Origin of the sequence: Sutcliffiella horikoshii (assembly GCF_044809035.1) — a bacterium.
Taxonomy (GTDB): Bacteria; Bacillota; Bacilli; order Bacillales; family Bacillaceae_I; genus Sutcliffiella_A; species Sutcliffiella_A horikoshii_G.
In genome coordinates, this window is sequence record NZ_CP085237.1 from 433,006 (window position 1) to 459,958 (window position 26,953).

Annotated in this window: 34 protein-coding genes; 27 read left to right on the plus strand and 7 right to left on the minus strand. The window is 41.3% G+C overall.

Annotated features, from left to right (window positions below; all coding sequences use genetic code 11):
• Positions 1 to 7: 7 nt before the first annotated feature.
• The 5 genes from LG307_RS02265 (at position 8) to egtD (ending at position 4,424) form a co-directional block, all read left to right on the plus strand.
• Positions 8 to 814: an SAR2788 family putative toxin gene (locus LG307_RS02265; protein ID WP_404447553.1), complete on the plus strand. Its 807-nt coding sequence runs from the start codon at positions 8 to 10 to the stop codon at positions 812 to 814.
• A gap of 13 nt (positions 815 to 827) precedes the next feature.
• Positions 828 to 1,301, plus strand: a complete 474-nt coding sequence (locus tag LG307_RS02270) for a hypothetical protein (RefSeq protein WP_404447556.1) — start codon at positions 828 to 830, stop codon at positions 1,299 to 1,301.
• Positions 1,302 to 1,542: 241 nt separating this feature from the next.
• A complete protein-coding gene (locus LG307_RS02275; RefSeq protein WP_404447558.1) occupies positions 1,543 to 2,169 on the plus strand; it encodes a flavodoxin family protein in 627 nt (208 codons plus the stop codon).
• Positions 2,170 to 2,193: 24 nt separating this feature from the next.
• Positions 2,194 to 3,465, plus strand: a complete 1,272-nt coding sequence (gene egtB, locus LG307_RS02280; protein ID WP_404447560.1) for an ergothioneine biosynthesis protein EgtB — start codon at positions 2,194 to 2,196, stop codon at positions 3,463 to 3,465.
• Entirely contained in the window at positions 3,462 to 4,424 is a 963-nt protein-coding gene (egtD, locus tag LG307_RS02285) for an L-histidine N(alpha)-methyltransferase (RefSeq protein WP_404447563.1), read from the plus strand. The genes egtB and egtD overlap by 4 nt, the downstream gene beginning before the upstream one ends.
• A gap of 52 nt (positions 4,425 to 4,476) precedes the next feature.
• Here egtD and LG307_RS02290 read toward each other — a convergent pair whose 3' ends face one another.
• Positions 4,477 to 6,333 (minus strand): M4 family metallopeptidase, encoded by a 1,857-nt coding sequence (locus LG307_RS02290; protein ID WP_404447565.1) that lies wholly within the window; start codon positions 6,331 to 6,333, stop codon positions 4,477 to 4,479.
• 358 nt (positions 6,334 to 6,691) lie between these two features.
• Between LG307_RS02290 and LG307_RS02295 the strand changes: the two genes are divergently transcribed.
• Positions 6,692 to 7,015, plus strand: a complete 324-nt coding sequence (locus LG307_RS02295; RefSeq protein ID WP_404447568.1) for a GNAT family N-acetyltransferase — start codon at positions 6,692 to 6,694, stop codon at positions 7,013 to 7,015.
• Positions 7,016 to 7,123: 108 nt separating this feature from the next.
• Here LG307_RS02295 and LG307_RS02300 read toward each other — a convergent pair whose 3' ends face one another.
• Positions 7,124 to 7,888 (minus strand): DeoR/GlpR family DNA-binding transcription regulator, encoded by a 765-nt coding sequence (locus LG307_RS02300; RefSeq protein ID WP_404447570.1) that lies wholly within the window; start codon positions 7,886 to 7,888, stop codon positions 7,124 to 7,126.
• 181 nt (positions 7,889 to 8,069) lie between these two features.
• Here LG307_RS02300 and LG307_RS02305 point away from each other — a divergent pair, with 181 nt between their 5' ends.
• From LG307_RS02305 to LG307_RS02325, 5 genes are all read left to right on the plus strand, one after another.
• The gene (locus LG307_RS02305) at positions 8,070 to 8,747 is read left to right on the plus strand and encodes a nucleotidyltransferase domain-containing protein (protein WP_404447573.1); all 678 of its coding nucleotides are present in this window, start codon (positions 8,070 to 8,072) and stop codon (positions 8,745 to 8,747) included.
• A gap of 119 nt (positions 8,748 to 8,866) precedes the next feature.
• Positions 8,867 to 9,226, plus strand: a complete 360-nt coding sequence (locus tag LG307_RS02310; protein ID WP_404447576.1) for a YybH family protein — start codon at positions 8,867 to 8,869, stop codon at positions 9,224 to 9,226.
• A gap of 30 nt (positions 9,227 to 9,256) precedes the next feature.
• A complete protein-coding gene (locus LG307_RS02315; RefSeq protein WP_404447579.1) occupies positions 9,257 to 10,036 on the plus strand; it encodes a Cof-type HAD-IIB family hydrolase in 780 nt (259 codons plus the stop codon).
• A 12-nt stretch (positions 10,037 to 10,048) separates the two neighbouring features.
• On the plus strand, positions 10,049 to 10,609 hold the full coding sequence (locus LG307_RS02320; RefSeq protein WP_404447581.1) for a GNAT family N-acetyltransferase: 561 nt from the start codon (positions 10,049 to 10,051) through the stop codon (positions 10,607 to 10,609).
• Positions 10,610 to 10,752: 143 nt separating this feature from the next.
• The gene (locus tag LG307_RS02325) at positions 10,753 to 11,298 is read left to right on the plus strand and encodes a GNAT family N-acetyltransferase (RefSeq protein WP_404447584.1); all 546 of its coding nucleotides are present in this window, start codon (positions 10,753 to 10,755) and stop codon (positions 11,296 to 11,298) included.
• Positions 11,299 to 11,539: 241 nt separating this feature from the next.
• On the opposite strand, the gene LG307_RS02330 is transcribed toward LG307_RS02325, so the two are convergent.
• The 3 genes from LG307_RS02330 to LG307_RS02340 all read right to left on the minus strand — a co-directional run bounded on the left by LG307_RS02330 (position 11,540) and on the right by LG307_RS02340 (position 13,601).
• Complete coding sequence (locus LG307_RS02330) at positions 11,540 to 11,866, minus strand: hypothetical protein (RefSeq protein WP_404447587.1); 327 nt, start codon at positions 11,864 to 11,866, stop codon at positions 11,540 to 11,542.
• Between the two features lie 275 nt (positions 11,867 to 12,141).
• The gene (locus LG307_RS02335) at positions 12,142 to 13,446 is read right to left on the minus strand and encodes a uracil/xanthine transporter (RefSeq protein ID WP_404447589.1); all 1,305 of its coding nucleotides are present in this window, start codon (positions 13,444 to 13,446) and stop codon (positions 12,142 to 12,144) included.
• Entirely contained in the window at positions 13,443 to 13,601 is a 159-nt protein-coding gene (locus LG307_RS02340) for a hypothetical protein (protein ID WP_404447592.1), read from the minus strand. Before LG307_RS02340 ends, LG307_RS02335 begins: the two co-directional genes overlap by 4 nt.
• 108 nt (positions 13,602 to 13,709) lie before the next feature.
• Here LG307_RS02340 and LG307_RS02345 point away from each other — a divergent pair, with 108 nt between their 5' ends.
• The 4 genes from LG307_RS02345 (at position 13,710) to LG307_RS02360 (ending at position 16,960) form a co-directional block, all read left to right on the plus strand.
• Entirely contained in the window at positions 13,710 to 14,594 is an 885-nt protein-coding gene (locus LG307_RS02345) for a LysR family transcriptional regulator (RefSeq protein ID WP_404447594.1), read from the plus strand.
• 50 nt (positions 14,595 to 14,644) lie between these two features.
• Positions 14,645 to 15,364, plus strand: coding sequence for a YebC/PmpR family DNA-binding transcriptional regulator (locus tag LG307_RS02350; RefSeq protein WP_404447596.1), 720 nt, complete (start codon positions 14,645 to 14,647; stop codon positions 15,362 to 15,364).
• A gap of 429 nt (positions 15,365 to 15,793) precedes the next feature.
• Complete coding sequence (locus LG307_RS02355; protein WP_404447599.1) at positions 15,794 to 16,420, plus strand: GNAT family N-acetyltransferase; 627 nt, start codon at positions 15,794 to 15,796, stop codon at positions 16,418 to 16,420.
• Between the two features lie 6 nt (positions 16,421 to 16,426).
• A complete protein-coding gene (locus LG307_RS02360) occupies positions 16,427 to 16,960 on the plus strand; it encodes a GNAT family N-acetyltransferase (RefSeq protein WP_404447601.1) in 534 nt (177 codons plus the stop codon).
• Here LG307_RS02360 and LG307_RS02365 read toward each other — a convergent pair.
• Positions 16,957 to 17,424 (minus strand): hypothetical protein, encoded by a 468-nt coding sequence (locus LG307_RS02365; protein ID WP_404447604.1) that lies wholly within the window; start codon positions 17,422 to 17,424, stop codon positions 16,957 to 16,959. The two genes, LG307_RS02360 and LG307_RS02365, sit on opposite strands and share 4 nt — an antisense overlap.
• A gap of 68 nt (positions 17,425 to 17,492) precedes the next feature.
• Entirely contained in the window at positions 17,493 to 17,939 is a 447-nt protein-coding gene (locus tag LG307_RS02370) for a hypothetical protein (protein ID WP_404447606.1), read from the minus strand.
• Between the two features lie 213 nt (positions 17,940 to 18,152).
• On the opposite strand from LG307_RS02370, the gene LG307_RS02375 reads away from it, so the two are divergent.
• The 12 genes from LG307_RS02375 (at position 18,153) to LG307_RS02430 (ending at position 26,751) form a co-directional block, all read left to right on the plus strand.
• The gene (locus LG307_RS02375) at positions 18,153 to 19,019 is read left to right on the plus strand and encodes a GAF domain-containing protein (protein ID WP_404447608.1); all 867 of its coding nucleotides are present in this window, start codon (positions 18,153 to 18,155) and stop codon (positions 19,017 to 19,019) included.
• A 134-nt stretch (positions 19,020 to 19,153) separates the two neighbouring features.
• Positions 19,154 to 19,402 carry a hypothetical protein gene (locus LG307_RS02380; protein ID WP_404447610.1) on the plus strand — a complete coding sequence of 83 codons (249 nt, stop codon included), beginning with the start codon at positions 19,154 to 19,156 and terminating at the stop codon, positions 19,400 to 19,402.
• Positions 19,403 to 19,446: 44 nt separating this feature from the next.
• Positions 19,447 to 19,659 carry a type II toxin-antitoxin system RelE/ParE family toxin gene (locus LG307_RS02385; RefSeq protein ID WP_404450357.1) on the plus strand — a complete coding sequence of 71 codons (213 nt, stop codon included), beginning with the start codon at positions 19,447 to 19,449 and terminating at the stop codon, positions 19,657 to 19,659.
• A gap of 30 nt (positions 19,660 to 19,689) precedes the next feature.
• The gene (locus LG307_RS02390) at positions 19,690 to 20,400 is read left to right on the plus strand and encodes a GNAT family N-acetyltransferase (protein WP_404447612.1); all 711 of its coding nucleotides are present in this window, start codon (positions 19,690 to 19,692) and stop codon (positions 20,398 to 20,400) included.
• A 26-nt stretch (positions 20,401 to 20,426) separates the two neighbouring features.
• Positions 20,427 to 21,110 (plus strand): Type 1 glutamine amidotransferase-like domain-containing protein, encoded by a 684-nt coding sequence (locus LG307_RS02395; RefSeq protein ID WP_404447614.1) that lies wholly within the window; start codon positions 20,427 to 20,429, stop codon positions 21,108 to 21,110.
• A 78-nt stretch (positions 21,111 to 21,188) separates the two neighbouring features.
• Entirely contained in the window at positions 21,189 to 22,061 is an 873-nt protein-coding gene (locus LG307_RS02400; protein WP_404447616.1) for a GyrI-like domain-containing protein, read from the plus strand.
• Positions 22,062 to 22,206: 145 nt separating this feature from the next.
• Positions 22,207 to 22,851 carry a peroxiredoxin-like family protein gene (locus tag LG307_RS02405; protein WP_404447619.1) on the plus strand — a complete coding sequence of 215 codons (645 nt, stop codon included), beginning with the start codon at positions 22,207 to 22,209 and terminating at the stop codon, positions 22,849 to 22,851.
• Between the two features lie 153 nt (positions 22,852 to 23,004).
• Positions 23,005 to 23,445 carry a hypothetical protein gene (locus LG307_RS02410; RefSeq protein ID WP_404447622.1) on the plus strand — a complete coding sequence of 147 codons (441 nt, stop codon included), beginning with the start codon at positions 23,005 to 23,007 and terminating at the stop codon, positions 23,443 to 23,445.
• Positions 23,446 to 23,733: 288 nt separating this feature from the next.
• Complete coding sequence (gene vanR / locus LG307_RS02415; RefSeq protein ID WP_404447625.1) at positions 23,734 to 24,429, plus strand: vancomycin resistance response regulator transcription factor, VanR-F/VanR-M family; 696 nt, start codon at positions 23,734 to 23,736, stop codon at positions 24,427 to 24,429.
• Positions 24,422 to 25,534, plus strand: coding sequence for a sensor histidine kinase (locus LG307_RS02420; RefSeq protein WP_404447628.1), 1,113 nt, complete (start codon positions 24,422 to 24,424; stop codon positions 25,532 to 25,534). The genes vanR and LG307_RS02420 overlap by 8 nt, the downstream gene beginning before the upstream one ends.
• Before the next feature lie 104 nt (positions 25,535 to 25,638).
• Entirely contained in the window at positions 25,639 to 26,505 is an 867-nt protein-coding gene (gene vanY / locus LG307_RS02425; RefSeq protein WP_404447631.1) for a VanY-A/VanY-F/VanY-M family D-Ala-D-Ala carboxypeptidase, read from the plus strand.
• Positions 26,506 to 26,586: 81 nt separating this feature from the next.
• Positions 26,587 to 26,751: a hypothetical protein gene (locus LG307_RS02430; RefSeq protein ID WP_404447634.1), complete on the plus strand. Its 165-nt coding sequence runs from the start codon at positions 26,587 to 26,589 to the stop codon at positions 26,749 to 26,751.
• The last annotated feature ends 202 nt before the right edge of the window (positions 26,752 to 26,953 follow it).

Sequence of the window (26,953 nt, forward strand, 5' to 3'; positions counted from 1 at the left end):
ATATATAATGAAAAATATTTTCGTGAATTTTTTAGTTACAATACTTATTCTAGGTTTTGTACTTCCCAATTATAGTTCAGCAGCAGAAAATGATAAATCACTAGACGATGTAGAAGTTGTAAACGCTTCTAATAAAGAAACTGAAAATGTAGAATCAATTAAAATCGATGGTGCAGAAGAAGAGGATACAATAAATATAAAGATTGACCTTGAAACAGATAAGAGTAGCATCGATGCTGAAATGGTATTAGATATTGAAGATACTGAGAATAATAGTGTTGAAATTGAAATAGAAGATGAAAAGGGAATAAAAACTTTTAAAAATTATACTGTTGAGATTTTACAACTGAATGGGGAAGAATTTGTTGCAAAAGTAATTGACGAAGAAACAATGGAAGAAACAATTATTGATAGTACAAAAATTCAAGCAACTATTATTCCGGTAATTGTAGGTTTAATTATCAGAGCAGGTTTTCAATATGCTATAAAGCATTATGGGAAAAAACTGGCTACACAAGCTTTAATTGATTTAGCAATAGATAAAATTGTTGATTCTTACGGTGGTGAAGTTAAGAATGCTAAAACAGGTAAAGGAAAAGTTATAACAATTCCAAATAAAAAACAAACGATAGTTATTAGGTTAATGGAGCCTGGTTCTGGAGGAAGACCAGATGGATACTGGAGAATGTCTGTGGGTGGAAAAACGATAAATAGAGCAGGCAATTACTCTTCAAATGCAGCTGAAACTCATATTTCTTTGCAAGATTCGTCTATTTCCACTATATTAAAAATGATCAAAAAGTATAAGAAATAGGAGATGTTGTGAGTTGAACAATAATTCCGGAGTAAATAATGATATAAATGAATTCTTTATTAATAATGCTGAGTATTGGTCAATTGTAGATATCCAGATAGATTATATAAAGGAATCTATCAGTTTAAAGTTGGTTTCTACTAGGAATCAGGAATTACTAAAGACATATATCCAATTTAATCAAGTATTGTCTTACTATGTACACCAAGAACCTGAGTATGAAAGCTTTAGATTAAATTCATTCGAAGAAAATGATCATTTGCTATTGTCCGAAATTACTTACCGCCCAGAAGGTTTTGGTCAAATATACATTAAAAGTTTAGATCCAGACCTAAAAGAGATTGAAGCTTTAACAGCTCCGACTAATTTCTTCTTTCAAGTGAACAACAAAGATTGTTTTTTTATTGAAGCAAACTCACTCATTATTAATGATAAGCATTATAGTAATTTACTTAAAGACGAAAATATTCTTAAAAAACCAAACTAATTCCATATCCTATAATAATGTATCAGCGTTTTATAAAGTAAAAGAATAGTAGAGTGGGACCGTTCCCACTCTATTTTTTTTGCAGAGTATCCTCCCCTCATTCTTCTAAATCCCCCCACCCTTCACAATCCCTTAACCAAAATATCACCTAACAAATGTATCTTTTTACGTTTCAATTTCCTTTAATAGGGTAAAGAATACTATTTTCCATTTACCAATTTAAAGAGGAGGACCACCCCATATGACAAAGGCACTTTTCCTTAACTGTTCACTTAAATCTTCCAACGAAGAATCCAATACGGAAGCACTGATGAAAGAGGTCATCAAGCATTTTAACAGAGAAAACGTAGAGTCTGAGATTGTGAGGATAGCAGATTACAAGATCAAATTTGGCGTTAGCGAGGATGAAGGCTATGGCGATGAGTGGCCGGATGTGTTCAACAAGGTGATGCATGCCGATATTGTGATCATCGGCACCCCGCTGTGGCTTGGAGAGAAAAGCAGTGTCGCAACAATGGTGATGGAGCGGCTTTATGGAGGAAGTGGACTAACGAACGACAAAGGTCAATATATTTACTATAACAAGGTAGGAGGTGTGGTCATAACAGGAAACGAAGATGGTGCGAAGCATGCGGCTGCATCTATTCTTTACGGACTGACGCATATGGGCTTTACGATTCCGCCGAATGTGGATACATACTGGGTTGGCGAAGCGGGACCGGGAGAGTCGTATATGGAAGCGGAAGGACATAAAAATGAATTCACAATGGAGCATGCCAAGATCATGGCCTATAACCTGATGCATTTTGCTAAAATGCTTCAAAACAATCCAATCCCGGCAGAAGGTAATGTAGTCGAACAAAGCTAGAATCCAATAAAAGGAGCGGTACCCATGGAAACACAAACACAAGCAGTTAAATCCATTTCACAACGATTTATGAATGTGCGTGACCTCACCATGAAGCTTGTTCAACCATTAGAAACAGAAGATTTCATCATTCAATCACACCCGGATGTCAGTCCGCCAAAATGGCATCTGGCCCATACCACCTGGTTCTTTGAGCGCTTTGTCCTAAAAGAATACTTCGAGAACTACAGAGAATTCCATCCAACATACGATTTTCTTTTCAATTCCTATTACGAGTCCGTTGGTCCTTTCCAGCCAAGGCATCAGCGCGGCGTCCTCTCAAGACCTAGCATCCAAGACATTTTTCAATACCGCAGTTTTATTGATAATTATATAGTAGACCTGCTCGAGCAACACGAGGAGTCAAAGTCCGAACAAACGGACAAAATCCATAGCCTCATAGAGATTGGCATGCAGCATGAACAGCAACACCAAGAGCTGATTCTGATGGATGTAAAATATAATTTCTTCGTTAACCCATTGCACCCAGTCTATAAAGAATCCCAATCTACATCTTCTTTAAAAAGGGAACCGTCCTTCCATATTTATGATGGAGGTCTCGTTGAAATAGGGCATAACGGCGATGGCTTTGCTTTTGACAATGAAAGCCCGAACCATAAAGTGTGGCTTGAGCCGTTTAAGCTGGCTGATCAGCCTGTCACGAATGGCGAGTACTTGGAATTCATCGAAGCAGGCGGGTATCAGAAGCCTTATTACTGGCTGTCCGACGGATGGAATACGGTCAAAAAGAATGATTGGCAGGCTCCGTTATATTGGAGCAAGGACGATGATGGTGAGTGGTCCATTTTTACGCTCGCTGGCAAGAAGAAGCTTGATCCCAATGAGCCGGTTGTCCATGTCAGCTTCTATGAGGCGGATGCCTTCAGCAGGTGGAGGGGCAAGCGTCTGCCGACAGAGGCGGAATGGGAGCATGCGACAAGGGACCTTGAAATAAAAGGGAACACGATGGACACAGGCAACTATCATCCTGCTGCATCCAATCAAGCAGCCGGCTCCAAGATGTTTGGCGATGTGTGGGAATGGACGGCAAGCGCCTACTCGCCATACCCGGGCAGCAAGCCGCTTGAGGGGGCACTTGGCGAATACAATGCTAAATTCATGTGCAATCAGATGGTATTGCGCGGGGGCTCCTGTGCCACGCCTCAGGAGCATATCCGCAATACCTACCGCAACTTCTTCCCAGCTGACAAACGCTGGCAGTTCAGCGGATTCCGATTGGCGGAGGATGCGCTATGAGATTACTAGAAAATAATATCCAGAGCTATGACTTTTTTATTGAAAAAGAAAATATGCGTGATGAAATCATCAGGGGACTCTCATCTCAAGTGAAAACCATTTCACCGAAATACCTTTATGACCATAGGGGATCAGAGCTATTTGAATTAATAACACAACTGGATGAGTATTATCCGACACGAACTGAAATGAAAATTTTTAACGGGAAAATAGAAGAAATTACGGAAGCAGTCGGTGATGTTCACACCTTGATTGAATATGGCAGTGGAAGCAGCAATAAAATAAAGGCGTTGCTGCACAATTTCTCGACTCTTAAAGAATATGTCCCAATTGATATCTCGCGCGACTTTCTCTTTCAGTCCAGCCTGGAGCTTGCCATGCAGTTCCCTCATATCACGATTAAGGCGGTATGCGGGGATTATACGGCTCCACTCACCTTGCCGTTAGAGGAGAATGGTAAAAAGGTAATCTTTTTTCCTGGCTCAACCATTGGCAATTTTGAACCGATGGAAGCTAGGAGTTTCATCATGAAGTCCGCGCAACTTCTGAATGAAGGGGATGGATTCCTCATCGGTGTCGATACGAAAAAGGACATTCAGACACTTGAGAAAGCATATGATGATGCAAAAGGCGTGACGGCGGCATTCAATCTCAATCTCCTGACCAGGATGAATAGGGAAATTGGAGCAGACTTCGACTTGAGCCAATTCGAACACCTTGCCTTTTACAACGAGGAAAAGGGTAGAATTGAAATGCATCTTGAGAGTCAGTGTAACCAGATTGTGAAAATCGGGGGACACCAATTTATCTTTCAGGAAGGCGAAACCATCCACACAGAAAATTCTTATAAGTATTCAATCAAAGAGTTCCAAACGATTGCGATAGAGTGCGGATTCGTACCGAGCAAAGTGTGGACAGATGATACAGGGAACTTTAGTGTTCATTATCTTCAAAAGTAAACAAAGAAAAAAACAGTGCCCCTTAACGGATGGCACTGTTTTCTCGTTTTAATTAAAACTGCGGTGCTCTCGGATTATCATTCACAGACCAGCCTTCATAAAGGCCGATATCGTCAAATGCTCCCAAGAACGCATTATACTCGTCACTGCCCTCGCCATAAAGGTCGACAGCAGATTGTAAAATCGCTTCGCGGAACTCTGCAAAAGAAGCATCATAGTGCAAATAGTCATATGCGCGGTACCAAGTGTCCGCAACCACTGTTCTGCCCATGCCATATTCTTCTGCTACAAGGTAAGCGGAGTGCTGAAGGATTGTACAATTGATGTGTACGCCACCATTGTCCATGTTCGCAGGCAGGTAGTAATACTCATCCATGTGAGCCGGGTAGCGGCCTTCGCCGTCAATGCTGTAAGGCCAGTACACAGCACCTGTCGGGAATTTTCCAGGATCTTCGTTGCTTCGAAGGGCCGTTCTGCCGTTCGCTAACCATTCCTCACCCATAATATCCTCACCGATATCCCAGTTACTGTCGTCTACTAGAGCAGCAAAAGTATCAGAGTAAGCTTCATTAATGGCTCCCGTTTCAAAGCGGTAGCGAAGTCCGCCATTGTAATGAGTGATACCGTGAACCATTTCGTGAGCTGTTACATCTAGAGCAGCAAGCGGAATGAATTGTTTTCCGTCACCATCTCCGTAAGTCATCATCGCGATTCCGTTACTCCAGAATGCGTTGTTGTATTCTTTCCAATAGTGAACGCGGGAATTGATTGCCATCCCATTCCCATCTAGCGAGTTACGGCCATGTTCATTTAAGAAATAGTCATACACGATACGGGAATTGGAGTGCGCGTCCACTGCAGGACCTTGTCCCACCGTTTCCCATGTGCTGCTGTCTCCGGTGTATTCTACATCCTTCCAAGACGCGCTTTTATTGGAGTATAACCACATCTGGTTGGAGGTGTTTTTCATATTATAAGTGAAAATCCCATCCATATCTGGTGTGGTGTAATCAGCAAGGAAGAATTGAGTCCCTTGTCCGCTACCAGGAACATTTCCGTGTGAAAGGTTCAACAGCTTTGTCAGTCCAATTGTCCCTAAGCCAGAACCACGCGCTGGCTTTAATTTCCCAGCATTCTCAACAGCTTTCGGATTTGGGCCTTGCTCTACTTTTAAAGCAGAAGAGCCATCAACATTGTTCGTTCCGATGATGTCTTCGAAGAACCCGAAGCCAGTCATTGCGTTATATTGATCTAGCACTTTCCCATTGTGTGCATCCACATACACATACCAGTTGCCTGCTTCGCCTTCAAAAAATTCAAGGTTTACTCGGTAAGCAAGATGGTAGCCTTCTTCAAGTTGAAGGATGATTAGCTCAGAGGACTCAACCGGAACTTCCGCAGGAGCATCCACTGCTGCCTTTGCCTCTGTTACTGCTTTGTCCGCTTGGATGGAAGGCGTGGTGTTGATTTCTAAGGAGTCTAATTTAGCATCGAAGTTTCCATTTACAGTTGTGATTTCGTTTTTCTCGTTAAAATGTACATTTAACTCATTGCGATCGACAGGTACGCCATTTTTCGTTTGTTGCAGACGAACGTGTGTCATCCCAAGGTCATCGGTTGTTGCTCTTACTTCCTTTAGGTCCTTCTCAGGGTTGTTCATGTGGAAAAAGTCCTTATGTTTGCCAAGGAACTTCTTCGCATTTTGCGCGTCGGCTTTTGCTTGTTTTTCAGAAAGAATCCCCGCTACAAAGGAAGGAGGTCCTTGTTTGCCTTGGGTGTCAACAACCCTTACTTTTCCTTTGCTTTTGAATTCTTGTAACGAGCTCGCCGCGTTCGACGATGGTCCACCGGAGAAAAGACCGGCGAAGATAAGGAATACTACTGCAGCTAAAATAATGATTTTTTTCAAATAAACCCATCCCCTCTAGATACTTAGTGTTACGAAAATATCGGATTACGATATTTCGACAAATTCATCGTAAAGGATAGGTAGAGAATGGTAAACAGACTATTCAGACTATTTTTTAGATCAGGCGAACTTAAATGCTCGTGAAACGATAAGATTTGACAGGATTTGCTATGACTTAAGGTGCGGTAACGTGGTAAAGTGCATAGGATATTTACCCTGTTTTTTAGAAGGGGAAGTTTAGATAGAATAGTAAAAATTAGGTAAATTGATAGTTTAGGAGTATGGACATTCTTTGGGAGATGTATATAATAGGAAAATATTACTTATATATTCTATTTTAAGAGGGGTGTATTGGGAGATGAATAAATCTTTGGAGACAGCTAGGATATTTTTACGTCGGTTAGAATTGGAGGATGCAGACCGTGTCGAGGAACTGGCAAGTGACTATGAACTTGCCAAAACAACACTGACCGTGCCGCACCCATATCCTGCGGGTTCTGCGACAGATTTCATTCGAAGTATGTGGGCAGCAGGGGACAAGGGCCTAGTGGTCTTCGGCTTACCTGCTTCTCTTATGAGACGCAGATTTCAAGCTCGCCACCAGATTCGCGTTCCATACGACCTCTATGAGACGCAGATTTCAAGCTCGCTACCAGATTCGCGTTCTATAGGACCTCTCTGAGACGCGAATTTCAACCACGCCACCAAATTCGCGTTCCATATACAACCTCTGTGAGACGAAAAATAGCAGATTGTTAGTCTGCTATCCAAAAATATTACTAAATCTATTTTAATCTCCAGCTACCAAAACCTCTACACCTGTAGCCTTCAACTCATCAATTTTTTCTTTATCCGTTTCCTGATCGGTAATCACCACATCCAGCTTTCCTACTGGATACATGCTAGCGAACATCTCTTGGCCGACCTTCGTGTGTTCAAACATGGCAACCAACTTTTTGGAATTATCATAAACCGTCTTATAAAATATGGCCACTTCCGGCGTTGCGGTGCTCATCCCTTTTACAGAAAGAGCCCCAGCTGTTGCAAAGCACAAATCCACAGTGAACTGTCGCGCAAATTCATTCGCCAAAGCATCTGTGATGTTGCCGGAGCTTTTCACATTGCCCCCGATCAAGAATGTGGAGATGTTTGCGGAACCTCGTAATGCATATGCGATTTCTAGTGAGTTGGTCAGTACCGTAAAGGGAATATCCTTAGGCAAATATTTGAGCAACACATAATGAATGGACGCGCCGCCGATAAATACCGTTTGATTTGCTTTCACATATCCTGCCGCCAATTCTGCAATGGCATTTTGGTGTGCTGTACCGTCTCCAAACCGTTCAGCAGGAGGACGTGACATGGTGCGGACGGATGCTACCGGAATTGCACCCCCGTGTGTGCGTTTCAATAACCCCTGCTCCTCCATAATCGATAAGTCCCTACGGATGGAATCAATCGACATATTGAATTGATCCGCCAAATCTTTCGCCAACACTCTTCCGTCCTGTTCCAACACCTTCAAAATTTCTCCCCGTCTTTCATCAGTAAACAAGATCATCACCCCAATGTTTAATTTCAACTTCTTTCTTATTATTTCATGTTTATTCCTGTTTAGTCAATATATTATTGCATCTTTCTGCAACTTTATTCTGTTTTAAGGTATTTAAAAGGATAAAACATGCAGTAAGTCGAAATATGTAGATAGAGAAATTTTTATAAAAAAGGTGATAGAGATGAACAAGATTCCTAATAGCGTTCAAAAGGTGTTAGACCTTTATATAGATAAAGTCAACAAAGAGTTATCTGGACTATTGGAAGGGTTGTATCTTCATGGATCCATTGCAATAGATGCCTATTTAGAAGGGGAAAGTGACGTAGATTTTGTTGTGGTGACAAGCCGCAAGTTGACTGATGACGATGCAGTTATATTAAAAGATATTCACTTAAATCTTGCGGAAACATGCAAAAATCCGCAACTGGATGGAATATACGTGCAAATGTTGAATCTGAGTGAAGAGAGCTATTTTTATAATGAAGGAACATTTGGAAAAGCGGTTCACGATATCCCAGTTACGTGGTGGCTGCTCAAGAACAAAGGGATAACAATCTTGGGGCAAGAAGCGAGCAATCTTCCTATAAATGTAACAACTGATGACCTGACTACATATGTACGAAAAAACATGAATGAATACTGGGCAACGAGGGTTTCTGCTATGGAGGAGAAGAAAGAGGAATTGTACGACTATCCAGGTAAGATTATTGAAACCGAAATGGAATGGACAGTCCTCGGATTGCTGCGGCAATTTTACACATTGAGAGAGCGGGATATCATCTCCAAGTTAGCTGCAGGGGAATATGGACTGCGGGAACTTGATTCAAAATGGCATGGGCTGATCCAAGAGGCAATCTAAATACGTAAAGGATATCCAGAACGAAACTTTACTAGAAACGAAGAGAGAGTTCATGCCACGATTGAATTTGCGAAAGAGATTATTGAATTTTGTAATGAAAGGCATGGGGAACAATGATTATGGATCATCAAACAGCACTCAACCAATACATAGAAGCAACAAACACACATAACTTCGATAACGTGGAAAAATTGCTACACGAAAACGTGGTCTACTGGTTCACCAATAAATCCTGTACGACCCTAGAGGAAGTCCGTGCCTTTTTCGAAACCGCCTGGGACACGATTAAAGAGGAAGTGTATGCTGCAAAGGATGTTCAGTGGATTGCGGTGGATGAGCATACTGCCACATGCCTCTACACCTTCAACTATGAAGGTTACATGAACGGGGAGTTCATTTCGGGGAGCGGGCGTGCAACCAATGTTTTTGTAAAAGAAGAGGGGAAGTGGAAGTTGATTCATGAGCATTTAAGCCGATAAAAAGAAAAATAGTTTTAAAAGGGGGATTTTATGAATTGCAGAATAGTATTTTTCGATATTGATGGCACCATCACGCATCACGAGGATGGCAGTATTTCAGAGAAAACGAAAGCCGCCATCCAAGCGTTAAAAGATAAAGGAATCATTGTGGTGGCTGCAACGGGCAGGCCGCTTTCGATGTGCGACGAGATACGCGAGCTTGGAATCGATACGTTCATCACTGCCAATGGAGGCTATGCCACGCATCTAGAAGAGGTCATTCACAAAATTCCGCTGGACAAAAAGGTGATGGAAGAAGTGGTCCAGTTTGCTTCAGAACAGAAACATGGACTTTCTTTTTATACAGAAGGCTTTCATATGAACGGGTTGGAGGAGCCGCGGATCGCACAAGCATTGAAAGAAACGCTGGGGGTACTAGGTTTAGAGGACTTTTCGGTGATGGATCACACGGCTGAGCAGGAGGTCTATCTCATGTGTCTTTTTGCGGCGGAGGATATGATAGAGCCGTATAAGGAAAGATTCCCCCACCTGACATTCAGAAGGTGGCACCCATTTATTTTGAATGTCCTGCAAGAGGATGTGTCCAAATCTGTCGCCATTATGAAGTTATTAAACTATTTCGGGATCGACAAGTCCGAGGCGGTAGCTTTTGGGGATGGGGAGAATGACATCGACATGCTGGAGCTTGTTGGCTATGGCGTTGCGATGGGGAATGGCAGTGAAAGGTTGAAATCAGTTGCTGATTTTATCACAAAGAAATCCAGTGAAGATGGAATTGAATATGCATTGAAAAAACTACAAATCATTTAGGGGGAAACAAACATGTTCATACATAAAATTGATGAGGAACTATCTTTGAAACTAGCAGAAGAAAAAGATGCGGAGCGATTATTTGAGCTTACCGATAATTCTAGAGACTACCTGCGCGAGTGGCTGCCGTGGCTTGATTTTACGAAAAAAGTGGAGGATTCCAGAAATTTTATAAAAGGAACCAGACAAAGTTACGCGGAAAATAAAGGGATGACGACGATGATTCTTTATAAAGGGGAAATCGTTGGTGCGGCAAGCTACAATACACTCGATTGGACCAACAAAGTGGCCTATATCGGGTACTGGCTGGATAAGGATTATCAAGGGAACGGCATCATGACGAGAGTGGCGGAAGCACTGACGGATTATGCCATCACGGAGCTTGAAATGAACCGTGTCGATATCCGTGCGGCGGTGGAAAATGTGAAAAGTAGGTCTATTCCAGAAAGACTTGGATTTACATTGGAAGGGAAGATTCGTCAGGCGGAATGGCTGTATGACCATCATGTCGATCATGCGGTGTACGGAATGCTTGCAGAGGATTGGAAAAAACGAAAAGCTGGAGGGGTGTAAGCTGAAGCAGAAATAGGAGTTCTTCTCCATCATTTTGGCATCAGCTATGAGAATACGACCCTTCCATTGCAAAAAGAGGATAAATCAAAGATCAATAGTTTGTGGAATATTGGGGAGAACTTACAGTTTGGAGGTTAGGGAACATGGATTTTCATATTTGGGAAGGTGGATCCGTACGTTTGCGGCCGATCCAGCCTTCAGATTGGGAAAAGTTCCATCAGGACGGGATGGATTCCGAGATTGCCAGATTAAATGATGCCATCTATGGACCACGGTCGGAAGAGGGCACTAAGAGATGGACAGAAAGGGAGTCTGAAAAGGGCTGGGATGGCCATAACTTCAGGCTTGCCATCGAAAACTTGAAAGGTGAACTTGTCGGTAGCATCAGCACAAACAATTGCGACCCGCAAAATGGTACGTTCAGCTATGGCGTCAGTATATTTCGAGAGCACTGGAAGAATGGATATGCGAGTGATTCGATACGGGTTGTGCTACGCTATTTCTTTGGTGAACTTAGGTATCAGAAGGTAAACGCCCATGTGTACTCTTTTAACGAGGGATCTATTAAGTTACATGAACGTCTGGGTTTTGTGAATGAAGGGCGGTTGAGAAATATGGCGTACACGAATGGAAGATACCATGATGTGTTAATCTTCGGACTGACCTACGAAGAATACTTGGAGTCATAAAGATGGATATATCATTTTTACAGTGGATATATGGACCTTTGCGATGGATATATCATTTTTACAATGGATAAAACGTAGTTACAATGGATATCCGCATTTTCACAATCCAATCAGTCAGTGCTGGTATAGGAAATAGACACTGCGACCTTAAATTCAAACCTAGTTACCCAAAACCACTTTCAAAAAGACCTTAGTGCATATAAAAAAAGAAGCCTTTCCACATCCGCGAAAGGCTTCTTGATCATTTTACTCTCTCAATCAACAACCCGACTCTTTCCTCATACCCTTCATCAAGCGATGACAGCTTGGGAATCGCAATTCCGTCCTGTAAATGCTTTCCCTTGTAAAAGATGTAGTAGTCCTTGGTTTCTATCATATTCGAATGGTCGTTAAAGTGGAATTTTGCATTACCCGCCAGGAAAAAATCATCTCCCTCTTGATACTGCACAACCATATCCTCTTCATAAATGGGTTTCCTTAACAAAATGACTCCAGCAAGGAAAGTGATCACCTTTATTAAAAGGAACGCTACGAACAACGGAACAACAAATGCCATAATAGCGGACATGACAAATAGTCCAGTGGGTACCTCACCATACATTTTTAGTAAATCAAATAAAGAAAAAATGCTGAAAACCAAAGCTCCTACATAAAAGAGGATTCTCCCGTAGCGCCAAGGTTTGAAATGATCAACCAGCGCGGATAAAGCATGTCTTGTAACTTCGTACTTGAATTCTATCTGGCGAATGGCGGTTTCCTCCTAGTTCTTGGTGATTACTATCTTACCACTGGGGTTAAAGGAGTACCATTTTAAAACAAAAAAGCATAGTCAATCCCCCAGGATCAGCTATGCTCCACTACTTTATCCTCAAATTGTCCCCAATTCGTCACTTTCTCCAACACAATCGAAAGTAACACACCCATGATCAACCCGTTTGCCAAGAACGGTTGCAGCAGCACCGGCAACGGACCGAACACAGCCGGCGAGGTGTTCATCAAGCACACTCCCAATAATACAGGAGCGGCCAAGCGGAAAATGGTATCCGAGTTGAAAACAGCTCCTCGTAAACTGCTATACGCGGTCCCAAACAACTGAAGATACGCTACAAACAGTACCGCATTCCCGACCGTCATCGGCATGGTCACCAGGAACGATGTCAGCGGTGGCACAAGTCCGATAGCAGCAAGCATGATGCCGCCAATGAAAAACGGCTTGCGGTCTAATATTCTCGTACTCTGCAAAAATCCGATCGTCGAAGTGAACGGTGTGTATGGGACGAGTCCAAACAGGGAAGCAAATACGGAAAATAATCCAGTGAAAAAGAAAGAATTCCGGAATTGTCCCGGTTTAGCGGTCTCGCCGTAAAGATCTGCCGCTGCCTGAACGGATGCAATCGTATTACTCATATTCAACACTCCGGCGAAAAATGCAACGGCAATAATACCGTATTCCAGATTCGGAGCCCCGAGCGGAAACAGGTCAAATGCAAAGGCTGCAGCTGGCGCCTCCTGGCCGCTATCAGGGAACAGAAGCACGTAGGCGATCCAACCAACGACAATCCCAATAAGAATCGCGAAGTTCCCGATGACCCGAGGAGCCTTTATTTTCAAGACACTAACAAAAATGACCAGCATAACAGAAAGGATACTGACAGGAACGTTCATCACGCCGTCCTCTGTGATGCCAAGCATTCCTTGGAAAAACACCATCATCAATTGGAAGGTTAATAGGAAGAGATAGACCGTCATGACCATTGGCGTGAAAATTTTAGGAAGTACGGAAGTCCATCCGAAAACGGCAAGCAACATTGTAAATCCACCTGCAAGCAAGAGTCCTGTCGCAACACCACCTCCGATTTCTGTGAAACTCATCCCTAGTGACGAGGCGGTAAGTCCAAGATTAAGCATCACACCCCACAATAAACCAGAGTGTCCTTCGAGCAAAGGATAGCGATGACCCATCCATCCTTGAAAAATGCAGGCAAGCCCCGTAAATAGCAGGGAGGCACTTAGCATCATCCGGCTTACTTCCGGTGACACATCAAACGCCGCCCCGACCGAGAGCGGAACGACGACTGTATTGGCAAAAATGAAAAATAACCATTGTAATGAAGAAAACATCGTAAACGATGAGAATAATTTATTCATAGAAGTTCCTTTCCTAGTTGCAATTGTTGTTCAGCGTACATATGAAAATGTTGATTGACATTGACTCTGGCTCCATCAGATGTTGTTTTTGCATCTATAAGTAAAGCAACCATCACTATTATGTTAAGTATGATAAGAATTAGAATAGCTTTCATGCCGTTCTCCTGCCTCTCTCCAAATATATGGTATCATATGTAAAACCATATGGATGATATTTGTTTTGTTGTGAAATCATATGAAAAACATATAGGAGATGAAAGTCGATGGATATTCGGCAATTGCGTTATTTTACCGTCATTGCGGAAGAGAAAAATATATCACAGGCTGCCCGAAAATTACATATGTCCCAGCCCCCGTTAAGTCAGCAGTTAAAGTTGATGGAAGAAGAATTGGGAGTAAGGCTTGTCCACCGTGAAGGGAAGAGGCTTCGGCTGACAGAAGCGGGAGAAAGGCTCTATCACCATGCCGTTCAGGTAACTAAATTGATGGAAGAGGGCATGGAGGAAGTGAAGGAAGTAGGGGACGGATTGAAGGGCTCTTTGAAAATTGGGGTGAACACGCTGTCCGAGATGTCGCTTGGCAAATTGATGTTTGCATTTAAAGAAAAGTATCCGTTAGTGACGTATGAAATCCATCAAAATGAGTCAGGTCATCTGTTTCAGCTGTTACGCGAGCGTGCCATAGACTTGGCAGTCATCCGTTTTCCTGTACAATCAGATGAATTTGCCCACTTTATGTTGAAGAGAGAACCGTTTTATTTTGTCAACCGGGAAGCTTGGGAAGGACCATTGACTTTAGAGAAGATTGCTGGACAATCGCTGGTTCTGCCAAGCACAAAGGGACAAGGCCTTTACGATTATATTCTCCAGTCGTTTGCACTAAGGGGACATGAACCAAACATTGTGTGTGCAAGTTCGGATTTAACTTTGCTCGCTGGACTTGTTCAACAAGGTTTTGGAGCAACCCTGGTTCCAGAGAGTGCAATGCATATCTTTTCCGGGGCAAAAGTTCATTCGTATTTGGTGGAGCCCGAGGATCTGTCATCCCAATATGGGGTCGCCTGGATGAAAAAATACTATCTATCAAAGGTGGCCACCAGATTTCTGGAGATGTATAAGGAAATCATTCGTAACCCTTTGGGAAGTTGATGTATAATAGAAATAGATATCTTTTAATTTCTGAAAGAGAGTGAATATATATGGGTCGTAAATGGAATAACATCAAAGAAAAAAAGGCAGCAAAGGATCAGAATACAAGTAGAGTCTATTCGAAGTTTGCCCTTGAAATCTATGTAGCAGCGAAGCAAGGTGAGCCGGATCCAGAATCCAACATGGCACTCAAATTCGTACTTGAGCGTGCAAAAACATACAACGTACCTCGTAACATCATTGACCGCGCAATCGATAAAGCAAAAGGCGCAGGGGAAGAAAGCTATAACGAGCTTCGTTACGAAGGTTTCGGACCAAACGGATCAATGGTCATCGTAGACACACTGACAAACAACGTAAACCGTACGGCATCCGAAGTGCGTGCAGCATTCGGTAAAAATGGCGGAAACATGGGCGTAAGTGGATCTGTAGCTTACATGTTCGACGCAACGGCAGTCTTCGCATTCGAAGGAAAAACTTCCGACGAAGTGCTTGAAGTGTTGATGGAAGCGGACCTTGACGTGCGCGACATCATGGAAGAAGAGGAAACAGTGATTGTGTATGCAGAGCCAGATCAATTCCATGCCGTGCAAACAGCGTTGAAGGGTGCTGGCGTAGATGAGTTCACTGTAGCCGAGCTAACCATGCTTGCTCAAAATGAAGTGGAGCTTCCTGGAGATGCACAAGAACAGTTCGAAAAGCTGGTCGATGCGTTGGAAGACTGCGACGACGTGCAACGTGTGTATCATAATGTGGATTTAGGTGAATGATTGGATTTGAGTTGTGGACAGGCTTCTATCTATAGAGATAGGGGTCTGTTTTTTTGTACTATAGTAATCTCAAAAGTTAATTTTTTATTTTTGCGCAGAAACGTTGGGGAGCAAGAGGTTAGTTTTTTCTTGAACGAACGATTGTTTAAAAATTGCTATGCTGCTATAAGAGTTTGATACTCTTGGGATTTTAGTAAAATTGCTTAGCGTCGGAGGCTTTATGGGAGAGTATTCAATAAACGAGGGAAAGTATTCAATAAAACGCGCAAAGTATTCCATAAAACTCTCCAATTATACAATAAACCACTCGAAATTAACGACAATCCATATATTCCCACCGGCAACCATATAAATTATACAATTTGCGAAACTAAAATCCTATCAAATACGTATATTACCTAATTAGCCACCTAAAAGGAGCCCATATATATGACATCAACCAACAAATCAGCAACATCAGCTGTACCAACCACCATCCAAGGAACCAAAATCCAACTAAAACAGCTCACTATCTCAGATTTGCCGCTTCTTTACCATCTGATGTATGGCGACACCAACCCAGAATATAAAAAGTGGGACGCACCATACTTCCCACTCGAAATGATTGACGAAGAAACCTACCTCACCAAAATGACGAAACAACTAAAAGAGCGCCAGGACTCCATCTACTTAATCCAAACACGAACCACCAAGCCCCAGACCATCGGTAGCGTCATCTATTACTGGGAGCACGAACCGTCCAACTGGCTCGAAATGGGCATCATCATCTACCTGCCAGAATATTGGAACGGGGGCTATGGAACCGAGGCCATCCAATTATGGACCGACCACCTTTTCCAAACAAAACCGCAAATCCCAAGAGTCGGATACACAACCTGGTCCGGCAACCATCGCATGGTCAAAGTCGGCACCAAACTTAATTTTACACAAGAAGCCCGCATCCGAAACGTCCGAACCTACCAGGGCAAACTATACGATTCCATCCGCATGGGGATACTGCGCGAGGAATGGGAGCAATCCAAATCCACACCTACACCAACAAAAGGAGGAAGCTAATCCACCATGCAAATATACACCGAACTCACAAAAGATAACCATCAAGACCTGATCCATCTGCTAACAACGGAAACCTGGCCCTACCATGGCACCGAAAATCCAACTGAGGAAGTCATCCAAACATCCATCCAGCAAGGCAATTACGCCAACGAAGGCACCAAAACCTTTCTCATTCAAGACAAACAAGAAACCGTCATAGGCATGCTGCGACTTTTTGATCTCGAGGACCCGACATGCCTTTTCGACCTCCGACTCAAACAACAAGTCAGAGGTCAAAACCGCGGAGTACATGCTGTAAAATGGCTCACACACTACGCCTTCACCAACTACCCGCATCTCATAAGAATCGAAGGCCATACCCGCCATGACAACCTGGCGATGCGGAAGACCTTCTACCATTGCGGGTACGTCAAAGAAGCCTACCACCGGAGTGCCTGGCCTCAAAACGAGAAGTTATTTGATTCCGTGGGATATGCCATCACCCGCACGGACTGGGAGAAGAAAATCACCACGCCAATCCGCGACCACGTCCCGTTCTAACAATTTTTCGGACAGATAATCAAATCAGAGTGGGACAAAATCTCGATAGCACGCTCTAAATCAGAAGTATCGAGGAACACATTTGTATTCTCACCAAGATACATACTTTCCACCTGCAGCTCACACCAGAGCGCACCAAAAAGGTCGTTGAGCTGTCCGGATTGACCCGCCGGCAGCTTTACAACCTGGATAACCTGTCTTTCTTTAAAAGGAATACTGTACCCGCGCAAAACTCTGCGCATAGCCTGAAGATCCTTTGTTGTTTCACCCTCACTGCTGCCAAGCACCAATTTTACAAGGTGGGTTTCCTTATCCAGTTTTGTATGAAAATAGGCATTTACATTAACCTCTTGCTCCGCCAATCCATCCAAAATGCAGCTTAATGCCCAATCGTCCACCTGGAAAGAAAACTGCGTCCGAATTAAATAATCAAAGGATTCCACCACTTCCGGCATCTCCCGCATCGCCATACAACTCCCTCGACCTGAGTTTTACCCTATACTATGCAGCACTGAGGAAAAAGGCCATCACATCAGTCCATGCAACGAGGAGGGTTCTCTTCCGACAGCAGCCGAATGGCATATCCGATATTAGAAACATCTAAATAAATAGTATTGTCCTCGCCAAGATAAACCGCACGAACCTGCATCTTGCACCATAACGTGCCAAAGATAGCGTTGACTTGCCCAGACACACCCGAAACACGATTTAGCAACTGAATCACTTGATTCTCCCTGTAACGAACACCGACTTTTTTCATCACCTTGCGAACCGAACGAATATCACGCTCATTCTCCTCAGCTGTTGTCCCAACAACCATACGGACAAAATTGTATTTCTTGCCGGCAAGCGTCTGGAAGTAACCGTTGATATTAACATTCTCCTCAGCTAGTCCATTTAAAATACGGCTTAAATCCGGATCACTTAGGCTAAACGTAAATTGTGTCCTAATATTGAAGTCCAGACATGCACTTCCCATCCCATCTCACTCCCGTAAAAAGTCTTTCCTGTAGAATATGAGAATTCGCTTAGCATGCTTGGACTTTTTCCTGAATTTCTTAAGTAAAATAAAAAAATGATAAATTAATAGATTATATTTATAGAAAATAGGGAATGGGGAAAGGGATGGACTTTAGTACTACATAGGATTTCATAGAGACATGATGGAAATTCCAAAGAAGGGAAACGTGAAATGCAAAACACCTCTTATAGCACACAAAAAATGATCTACAAAAACTTCGATGAAGCAGCAGATAATATCTTGAAAATGATGAGCAGGATGCTCGACATCAATACACTCTTCATTGCAAAGAACGATCGCAGTACGAACAAAATCATAAAAGTACTGAATAAAAAGGATACGTTGCTAGAAGAAGGTGGAACCCTTCCTTTTGAACAGACATTTTGCAAGCTATCTGTGGACCATGGAAACACCACGTTGAATATACCGGATATCACGCAAAGTGACCTGACAAGGAATATGGATGTGACAAAAAATCTGGGAGGTGGTTGTTTTATAGGCATCCCCATTTATTATGAAGACGGGGAAAACTACGGTACACTTTGTGGATTGGATAACAGACCGAATAATTTTAAAGAAGAGCTTATAGAGCTTTTTCAAACAATGGGATCATTACTTACATATGTTCTGGAGTTAGATGAAGCCTACCAACAAATCCGCAGCCTTTCCGTCCCGTTTATTCCGATAACACAAGGAGTTGCAGCCCTCACCATCATAGGAAATGTGAGCGAGCTACGAGCGGAAAATATTATTGCCCTTGCGCTGAAAAAAAGTCAGGACTATTCGCTAGATTATTTAATCATCGACCTTTCAGGGATTGATAAAATAAATGAAATTGTCAGCCTGTCACTATTTAAAATAGTCAACCTCCTCCAACTAATCGGCGTAAAGCCTATCCTAACCGGAATTACCCCCGACATTGCCATCAAAGCAATCGGGATTGGCTTTGAGACAGGTGATATCCTCGTTCAATCCAACTTAGAACAAGCATTAAAGAAGATTGGATTTTCATTATTAAAAGAAGGAAAAAAACGTTAATAGCAAACTAAAAAGCAACCAAGAGATGCTGGTTGCTTTTTTTATCAATTGGTAATATTTGAGCGAATGGAGTGTGACAATGGCAGTTAGATTATTATATAATGGTCCAAAGGACTACTTCTGGAGGTGTGGAAATGGCAAAACAAGACATTCGGAAATTAGCTCCTCAAATGTTAGATGAATTAGAAGAAGCAGAGCTTTCAAAAGTGGTTCACACAATGCGACTAATTAAAGATCAAAATAGTAAAGAGAATACAGAGAAAAACTTTCCTGTAGCTAAGCCTACTAATGAAGAATTAATTGCCATAAATAAAGCCAAAAGGGAGTTTGAAACTGGGGAAAGTTATACCCACGAAGATGTATTCGGAGAAGACTATGTTTGAGCTGAAATATTCCAAACAAGCAATGAAGTATATTAAAAAGCAAGATAAGCAAACAAAAAAAACGATTGGAAAAAGCACTGTTCACCTTGGCGGAGAATCCATATCAGAGAGACACTCTAGATATAAGTTCACTTCAAGGATTGGACGGTGCTTTTCGTTTAAGAATTGGAGATTTCAGAATTGTCTATGAAGTAGTTGATAACGAACTAATCATCTATGTTATCGCAGTTGGGAGTAGAGGGGACATATATAAATAGAGTTTCGTATAAGGAGCTAGGGGGAGCAAATTGAACTTATTTAATATCATTAAAAACAAACAGGAATACTGGCTAGTAGATCAAATCAAAAAGGAAGATGTTTCAACAGAATTATACATAAGAGAATTGACAGGTATTTTAGGGGATTGGGACCGTTTGGAGATTGGCTATTTGTCCTTGCTAATGGATGAACAATTTGAAAGCTGGTTGCTTGATAAGAAGTTCAACAAAATCTCGAGTATCGTGGAGTATACAAGGAAATTAAAAGATTTACCTTTAACGAACGACCAAATAGTCTGGCATTCCCTTGCAGAAGGGTTAATCGATGACCAGGCATACGCAGAATTATATGAGCTTTGCCGTTCGGGAAGTGCCAATAAGAATACGAAGCAAACAATAGCCCAGATTATGAGTTCCCTAGAAAATGAATTGGGACCTGAATGGCACAAGCATTGTTATTATTTTTTGAAAGATGGAGCTTTTGCAGGGATCAGTATTCCTCATATTGAAATGGGAACGGAAGATGAAGGGAGATTGTTTTATTTCGGAGTAGTTCCTGAGCTAAGAGGCCAAGGGATTGGTGCACAAATTCATCGAGTAAGTATGGTGTTACTCAAGCAATTCCAGGCCACCTATTATGTAGGTAGCACGGATGTCAACAATGCCAATATGATAAAGATATTTGAGAAAAATGGGTGCAAGCTTCGTGATCGGAAAGGGATTTATAAGATAGTCAGGTGAGCTTATTTTAAAAAGGGAGTGAAGTGATGAAATTATTACTAACATCTGCAGGGGTCAACAACAAAAGTATTCACGACGCGTTGGTTGACATGCTGGACAAGCCGATTGCCGAATCCAACGCCTTGTGCATTCCTACTGCTATGTATGGACACCCCTGGGTCGGCCCCGGCGTAAAAGCTTGGGAGTTCATTACTGGTAACTCCGATAATCCCATGGTCGATCTCGGTTGGAAGTCCGTCGGTGTGCTTGAGCTCACAGCGTTGCCAAGCATTGATAAAGAACGCTGGGTGCCGTTGGTCCAGGAGACGGACGTCCTGCTGGTGGGGGGCGGCGATGCCCTCTATCTGTACCATTGGATGAAGCAATCGGGACTGGCAGACCTCTTGCTGGAGCTGAATGCCGTTTATGTGGGAATGAGTGCGGGGAGCATGGTGATGGCTCCTAAGATTGGAGAATTTTTTGTTGGTTGGACTCCACCAAATGGCGAAGATAAAACGCTGGGGCTGGTTGATTTTACAATGTTCCCGCATCTGGACCACGAGATGTTGCCGGGAAACACCATGGCTGCCGCAGAGAAGTGGGCCGCAGGGATGCAAGGACCAGCGTATGCCATTGATGACATGACGGCTATCAAAGTGATAGATGGAGCAGTAGAAGTTGTTTCCGAAGGGCAGTGGAAGCTGTTTAGCCCTAAAACGAGTGATTTGTAATCCTACAAAATGGTGCACAAAATATCGGATGACTAGATTAAACTCCTGTTATTCTATTGATGAAAGGGGGGCATATTAATGGATTTGCTTAAGGGCATGAATACTGCAATGAAGTATATTGAGGAAAACCTTACGAATGAAATAGATTTTAAGGAAGTGGCAAGGATAGCTCATTGTTCTGAATATCATTTTAAAAGAATGTTTTCTTTCCTTGCAGGGATTACATTATCAGAATATATACGCCGCAGACGACTTAGTTTGGCTGCTCTGGAGCTTCATGATAGTAAGGTAAAAATAATCGATGTTGCAATAAAGTATGGTTACAATTCACCGGATTCTTTTACTAGAGCTTTTTTCAATTTACACGGGATTACACCATCAGAAGCAAGAGAAAATGGTCAGCAACTAAAAGCCTATCCTCATATGACCTTTCAATTATCAATTAGAGGAGGAAATGAAATGAATTACCGAATAGAACAGAAAGAAGCATTTAACATCGTTGGGATCATGAAACGGGTTCCTATCGTTTTTCAAGGGGAGAATCCCGAAATTGCAGAAATGTGGAAATCCCTGGATGCTGATAAGATAGCTCATTTACAGAAGCTCTCCAATGTTGAACCCATGGGCATGATTCAAGCATCTACTAACTTCTCGGAAGGGCGGATGGAAGAGAAAGGTCAGTTGGATCAGTATATTGGAGTCGCAACAACGCAAGAGGATCCTCAAAGTTTTTCAAAGCTTGAAGTCCCTGCTTTGACTTGGGCGATATTTGAATCAACAGGACCATTTCCTCAAACCCTCCAGGAAACTTGGGGAAGGATTTATTCTGAGTGGTTCCCATCTTCAAGCTATCAAGTTACAGAAGGACCAGAAATATTGTCTATTAAAAGCAAAGATTTAGCATCACCATCAGTAAAATGTGAAATATGGATTCCGGTTTTAAAGAAGTAAATAATGAAGTTTATGTAAGAGGTTTAATAACCTAATAAAAACTAACGCAGGATAATCCCTGCGTTTTCTTGTGTGCAAATTAGAGGTAAAGAAACCACTTTTTTGTTAAGGTTATGTTGAACAAAAATAAGGAGGTAAGATAAGGATGTCTACATTGCTCGAAGAAATCAAAGCTTATAAAGAGGTATTTAAACAAAAGGCTCCTGAGGAAAAGCAGCGTTTAATGGCACAGGCAACAAAAGAATTAGAGGAGTCTGGAGTGGCACAGGGGCTAAAAGAGGGAGAGCAAGTACCGGATTTTACCCTTCCTGATGCAACAGGCAAAACGGTGTCCATCAAGGACGAGCTTGAGAAAGGACCAGTAATCCTAACATTCTATCGAGGCGGCTGGTGCCCTTACTGCAACCTTGAATTAAAAGCTTACCAGCGTGAATTACACTCTATCCAAAACGCTGGTGCAACTTTAATCGCCATCAGTCCACAGACCCCTGATGCTTCCCTGTCTACAAAGGAAAAGAATGAACTTCAATTCTTGGTTCTTAGTGATGAAGGCAATCAAGTTGCAGAACAATTTAGTTTGGTTTTCAAAATGCCGGATTATTTAGTAGAGATATATAAAAGTTCAGGCTTAATCGTTCCAGATCATAATGGGAATGATGATTGGGAGCTTCCAAAACCAGCTACATTTGTCATTGATCAGACAGGTAAAATCGTATTTGCAGATGTAGACTCTGACTATACAAAACGTGTAGAGCCTAGCAAAGTTATAGATGTTTTAAAGAGTATCTAACAAGAATAAAATAAAAAATGGCTTGGGATTTTATTCTCAAGCCATTTTTGCTATTTAAAAATGATGCTAGCAAAATTTAACTGTACAACGTGAAACTTTTTAGATGAACCTCCGTATAAATACTAAGAAAGCCCAGTAAAATACAGGAGGTTTATGATGAAGGAATTTTCAAGGTATTTTTTCTGGACGGTGGTTATCGGGTTAATATTCTACGTGGGTTCAATATATGAGCTGCATTTAGTGAATGAAGCTCAAATGAACTATAGTTTTTGGCCGCAAGTGATATTTGCAGCGTTATTCCCGATCTTAATTGGGGTACTCCTTCGCTTGCCAAAATTAATCAAAGAGATACAACAGGAAAAAGCATGGTCAGTGAATTGGATGAAGCTACTTGCAGTCGGACTCCCTACTTTTTACGTAGCTTTGGTTCCCGTACTATCACTTACTAATCTGTTTGTGTACATTCCGTTTGCGATGGACATCATACATTTAGATCTTGCAACCTTAGCTGGGGTGGTTTTTGGTTATGTGTTAATGGATAGTTTGAAGGAAGATTCGGAGGCTGAAGACACTATCCAAATGGCGCGCATATAGTTTTTTAAAGGACTCTTTTCAAGTAACAATGAAAAGGGTCTTTTTTAATTAATTTAAGAAAAAGTTAAGAATTATCCTATTATTTTTTAAAGAAATTTTATATAAAGTGGTAAATGAAAAGGTAATGCTGTTATATCCATTTGGATAGAATATTGTTCAAAGAGTAATTTATTTGAGTGGTTGCTACGAATTAAAGCATCCCTGACATAAATCAGTTTTTTGCCGGGGAAGTTTCATAAGCCTTGATGGATATTTAGAGAATACAAATTTATATAGGAGTGGAAATAATTGAAACGTTTATCCGTATTAATTGCTGATGATGATGCTGAAATTGCTGATCTGGTCGCCATCCATTTAGAAAAAGAAGGGTATCATGTTATAAAAGTTTCAGATGGAGAAGAGGCTGTTGATGCAGTTGAAACTCAATCTGTTGATTTGCTGATTTTGGATATCATGATGCCAAAAATGGATGGTTATGAAGTAACCCGTAGCATTCGCGAAAAGCATAATTTGCCGATTATCTTTTTAAGTGCCAAGACATCGGACTTCGATAAGGTACAGGGGCTTGTCATTGGAGCGGATGATTATATGACGAAGCCATTTACCCCGATAGAATTAGTTGCCCGTGTAAATGCTCAACTCAGACGTTTTATGAAGCTTAATCAGCCCAAAACAGATAATAAAACCTCCCTGGAATATGGAGGGTTAGTGATAACTCCTGATCAGCGCACAGTAACCCTTTATGGTGAGAGCATCCAGCTTAGGCCGAAAGAGTTTGACATTTTGTATTTACTTGCATGTAATCCAAAGAAGGTATATAGCGTGGAAAATATTTTTCAGCAAGTTTGGGGTGAAACGTATTTTGAAAGTGGTAATACCGTTATGGTTCACATTCGTACGCTTCGAAAAAAGCTTGAAGAAGATAGACGGAAAGACAAATGGATCAAGACAGTATGGGGGGTAGGGTACACATTCAATGGGTAAAATGATGCACAGCTTTCGGTCAAAGATGGTACTATTATTTGGTTTGAGTATGATTTTATCTGGAATTATAACATTTATAGTCTTTAAATCACTCCAATTATATTATTATACGAATGTCCAGTATGGTGACCAATTAGAATATTATCGGAAAGTTATGAAACAAATTGGCGACATTAATGTATTCTTACTACTTTTTATCCCTCTTTCTTTCATGTTTTTTTACATACTTACGAAGCGATACTCTATCTATTTTAACGAGATTTCAATTGGAATCCACCAACTCTCTCGGGGAGACTTTTCACATCAAATACAAATAAAATCAAATGATGAATTTCAGCAAATAGCCCATGATATTAATTTGGCAAGTGAAAAATTGAAACAAGCTGTAGAAAGAGGAGACTTTTCGGAAAGCAGCAAGGATCAATTGGTAGTAAATTTAGCTCATGATTTGCGGACGCCACTAACCTCAGTACTGGGATATTTAGATTTGATTCTTAAGGATGAAAACTTGACTAAAGAACAAGCAAGGCATTTTTTAACAATTGCTTTTACTAAGTCTCAGCGTTTAGAAAGGCTAATTGATGAGTTATTTGAAATAACTAGAATGAACTATGGAATTCTTCCAGTAGAAAAAAATAGATTTAACTTAACTGACCTCCTTAATCAATTAAAGGAAGAATTGTATCCAGTCCTCAAAAAGAATCATTTGGTTGCGCGCCTGGAATGTATTTCTCACCTACCCATTTTAGGTGATGGAGAATTAATAGCCCGTGTGTTTGAAAACCTTCTAACCAATGCCATTCGTTATGGATATGAAGGTCAGTATGTGGATATCTACGGCACTATTGAGCTAGATGAAGTGGTCGTTCAAGTTGTGAATTATGGAGATAGTATTCCTCCGGATGAACTCCCGAATATCTTTGAGATGTTCTATACTGGTGACAAAGCAAGAACGAATCAAGAAGATGGCACTGGTCTTGGCTTATTCATTGCGAGGAATATTCTGGAGCAGCACAATGGCACCATCACTGTCGAAAGTGATGTCATCAAAACAGTTTTTGAAGTTCGGTTACCAAAGGATAATGAACAAATTAATCTAGATTAGCTTTAAATGAAGTATTTAAGAAAAATTTAATATTTACCCTACACTTTTTTTAAATAATTTTCCCTATTCTTTAAGAAAGGAAAGAACAAGGAGGAAATTAGATAATGAAGAAGTGGGGCTTTGCATTAATAATATGTTTGGGGTTAACTTTCATTTATATGAAACCTTTTGCTGAACCAAAAGTAGAAATACAATATGGTCATTATAAAAATGAGAAAGAGGATAGATGGACAACAGAAGAAATCCAAAAAGAGATTAAAGTGGAGCAAATTTTTCAAGGAAATCTGCTTTTGGTCAATAGTGAACATCCGGTTGACCAAGAGGGCATTAAATCGGATATAGTTAATTTATCAGCAAACAATGATTTAACACAAGGTTACGTATTGTTAGGCACGGACATTTATTTGTCAGAGGAGATTGCGCATCAATTCTCAGAGATGATTGCTGCTGCGGGAAAAGAAGGCATTCAAAATTTCGCCATTACAAGCGGCTTTCGAGATTTCAATGAGCAGAGTATACTCTTTGAAAACATGGGTCCTGACTATGCTTTGCCACCGGGATATAGCGAACATAATCTAGGCTTATCGCTTGATGTAGGATCTACTCAAATGAGGATGGCTGATGCACCAGAAGGAAAGTGGATAGAAGAAAACGCTTGGAAATACGGATTCATTTTACGCTATCCAAAGGATAAAGTCGGAATAACGGGCATTCAATATGAACCATGGCACATCCGCTATGTTGGTTTCCCACACAGTGCAATTATGAAAGAAAAGAATTTAGTTCTAGAAGAATATTTGGAATATCTAAAAAAAGAAGAAAATATATCTGCAAGTGTAAACGGGGAAAGGTATGAGATTTCTTATTATCCTGTTACTGAAAATACGTCGATTCCTGTGCCTGCGGATCATTATTATGAGGTTTCAGGTAACAATGTCGATGGTGTGATTGTAACAGTGTTTTCCTCATAGGCATGCTGTGTACTCATAATGAGGAATAAGCAGAACGCAAGGTATTATAATACCTCCACATTCACTTAAGGGGGGATATTAATGAGTAGTAAAGTAAGTTGGTTTATACTTTCTTTGTTTGTAGTAATGATGACAGTCGTAGGAATAATTGCATTTGATAATTTAGCTTCATCGCTAATTTTTGGGCTAGGTGTCGGTGGGATATTTGGTTGGATATTTTCCAAAAAATCTAAAGTAAAAGAATAGTAAGTTGCATTATCAATGGCCATTGCTGTAGGCAATATTCTAAAATGAGCACAATCCTAGGACGGGGTCAGTGCTCATTTTTTATGATGAAAAATTCTTGGATGAAGACACAAGAATAAAGGAGGAAATGGATTGCTACCAACTGAATACATTTAAGAATTCTATGTATGTTTTATCAGGTAATTAATGGGAAGGAATATGC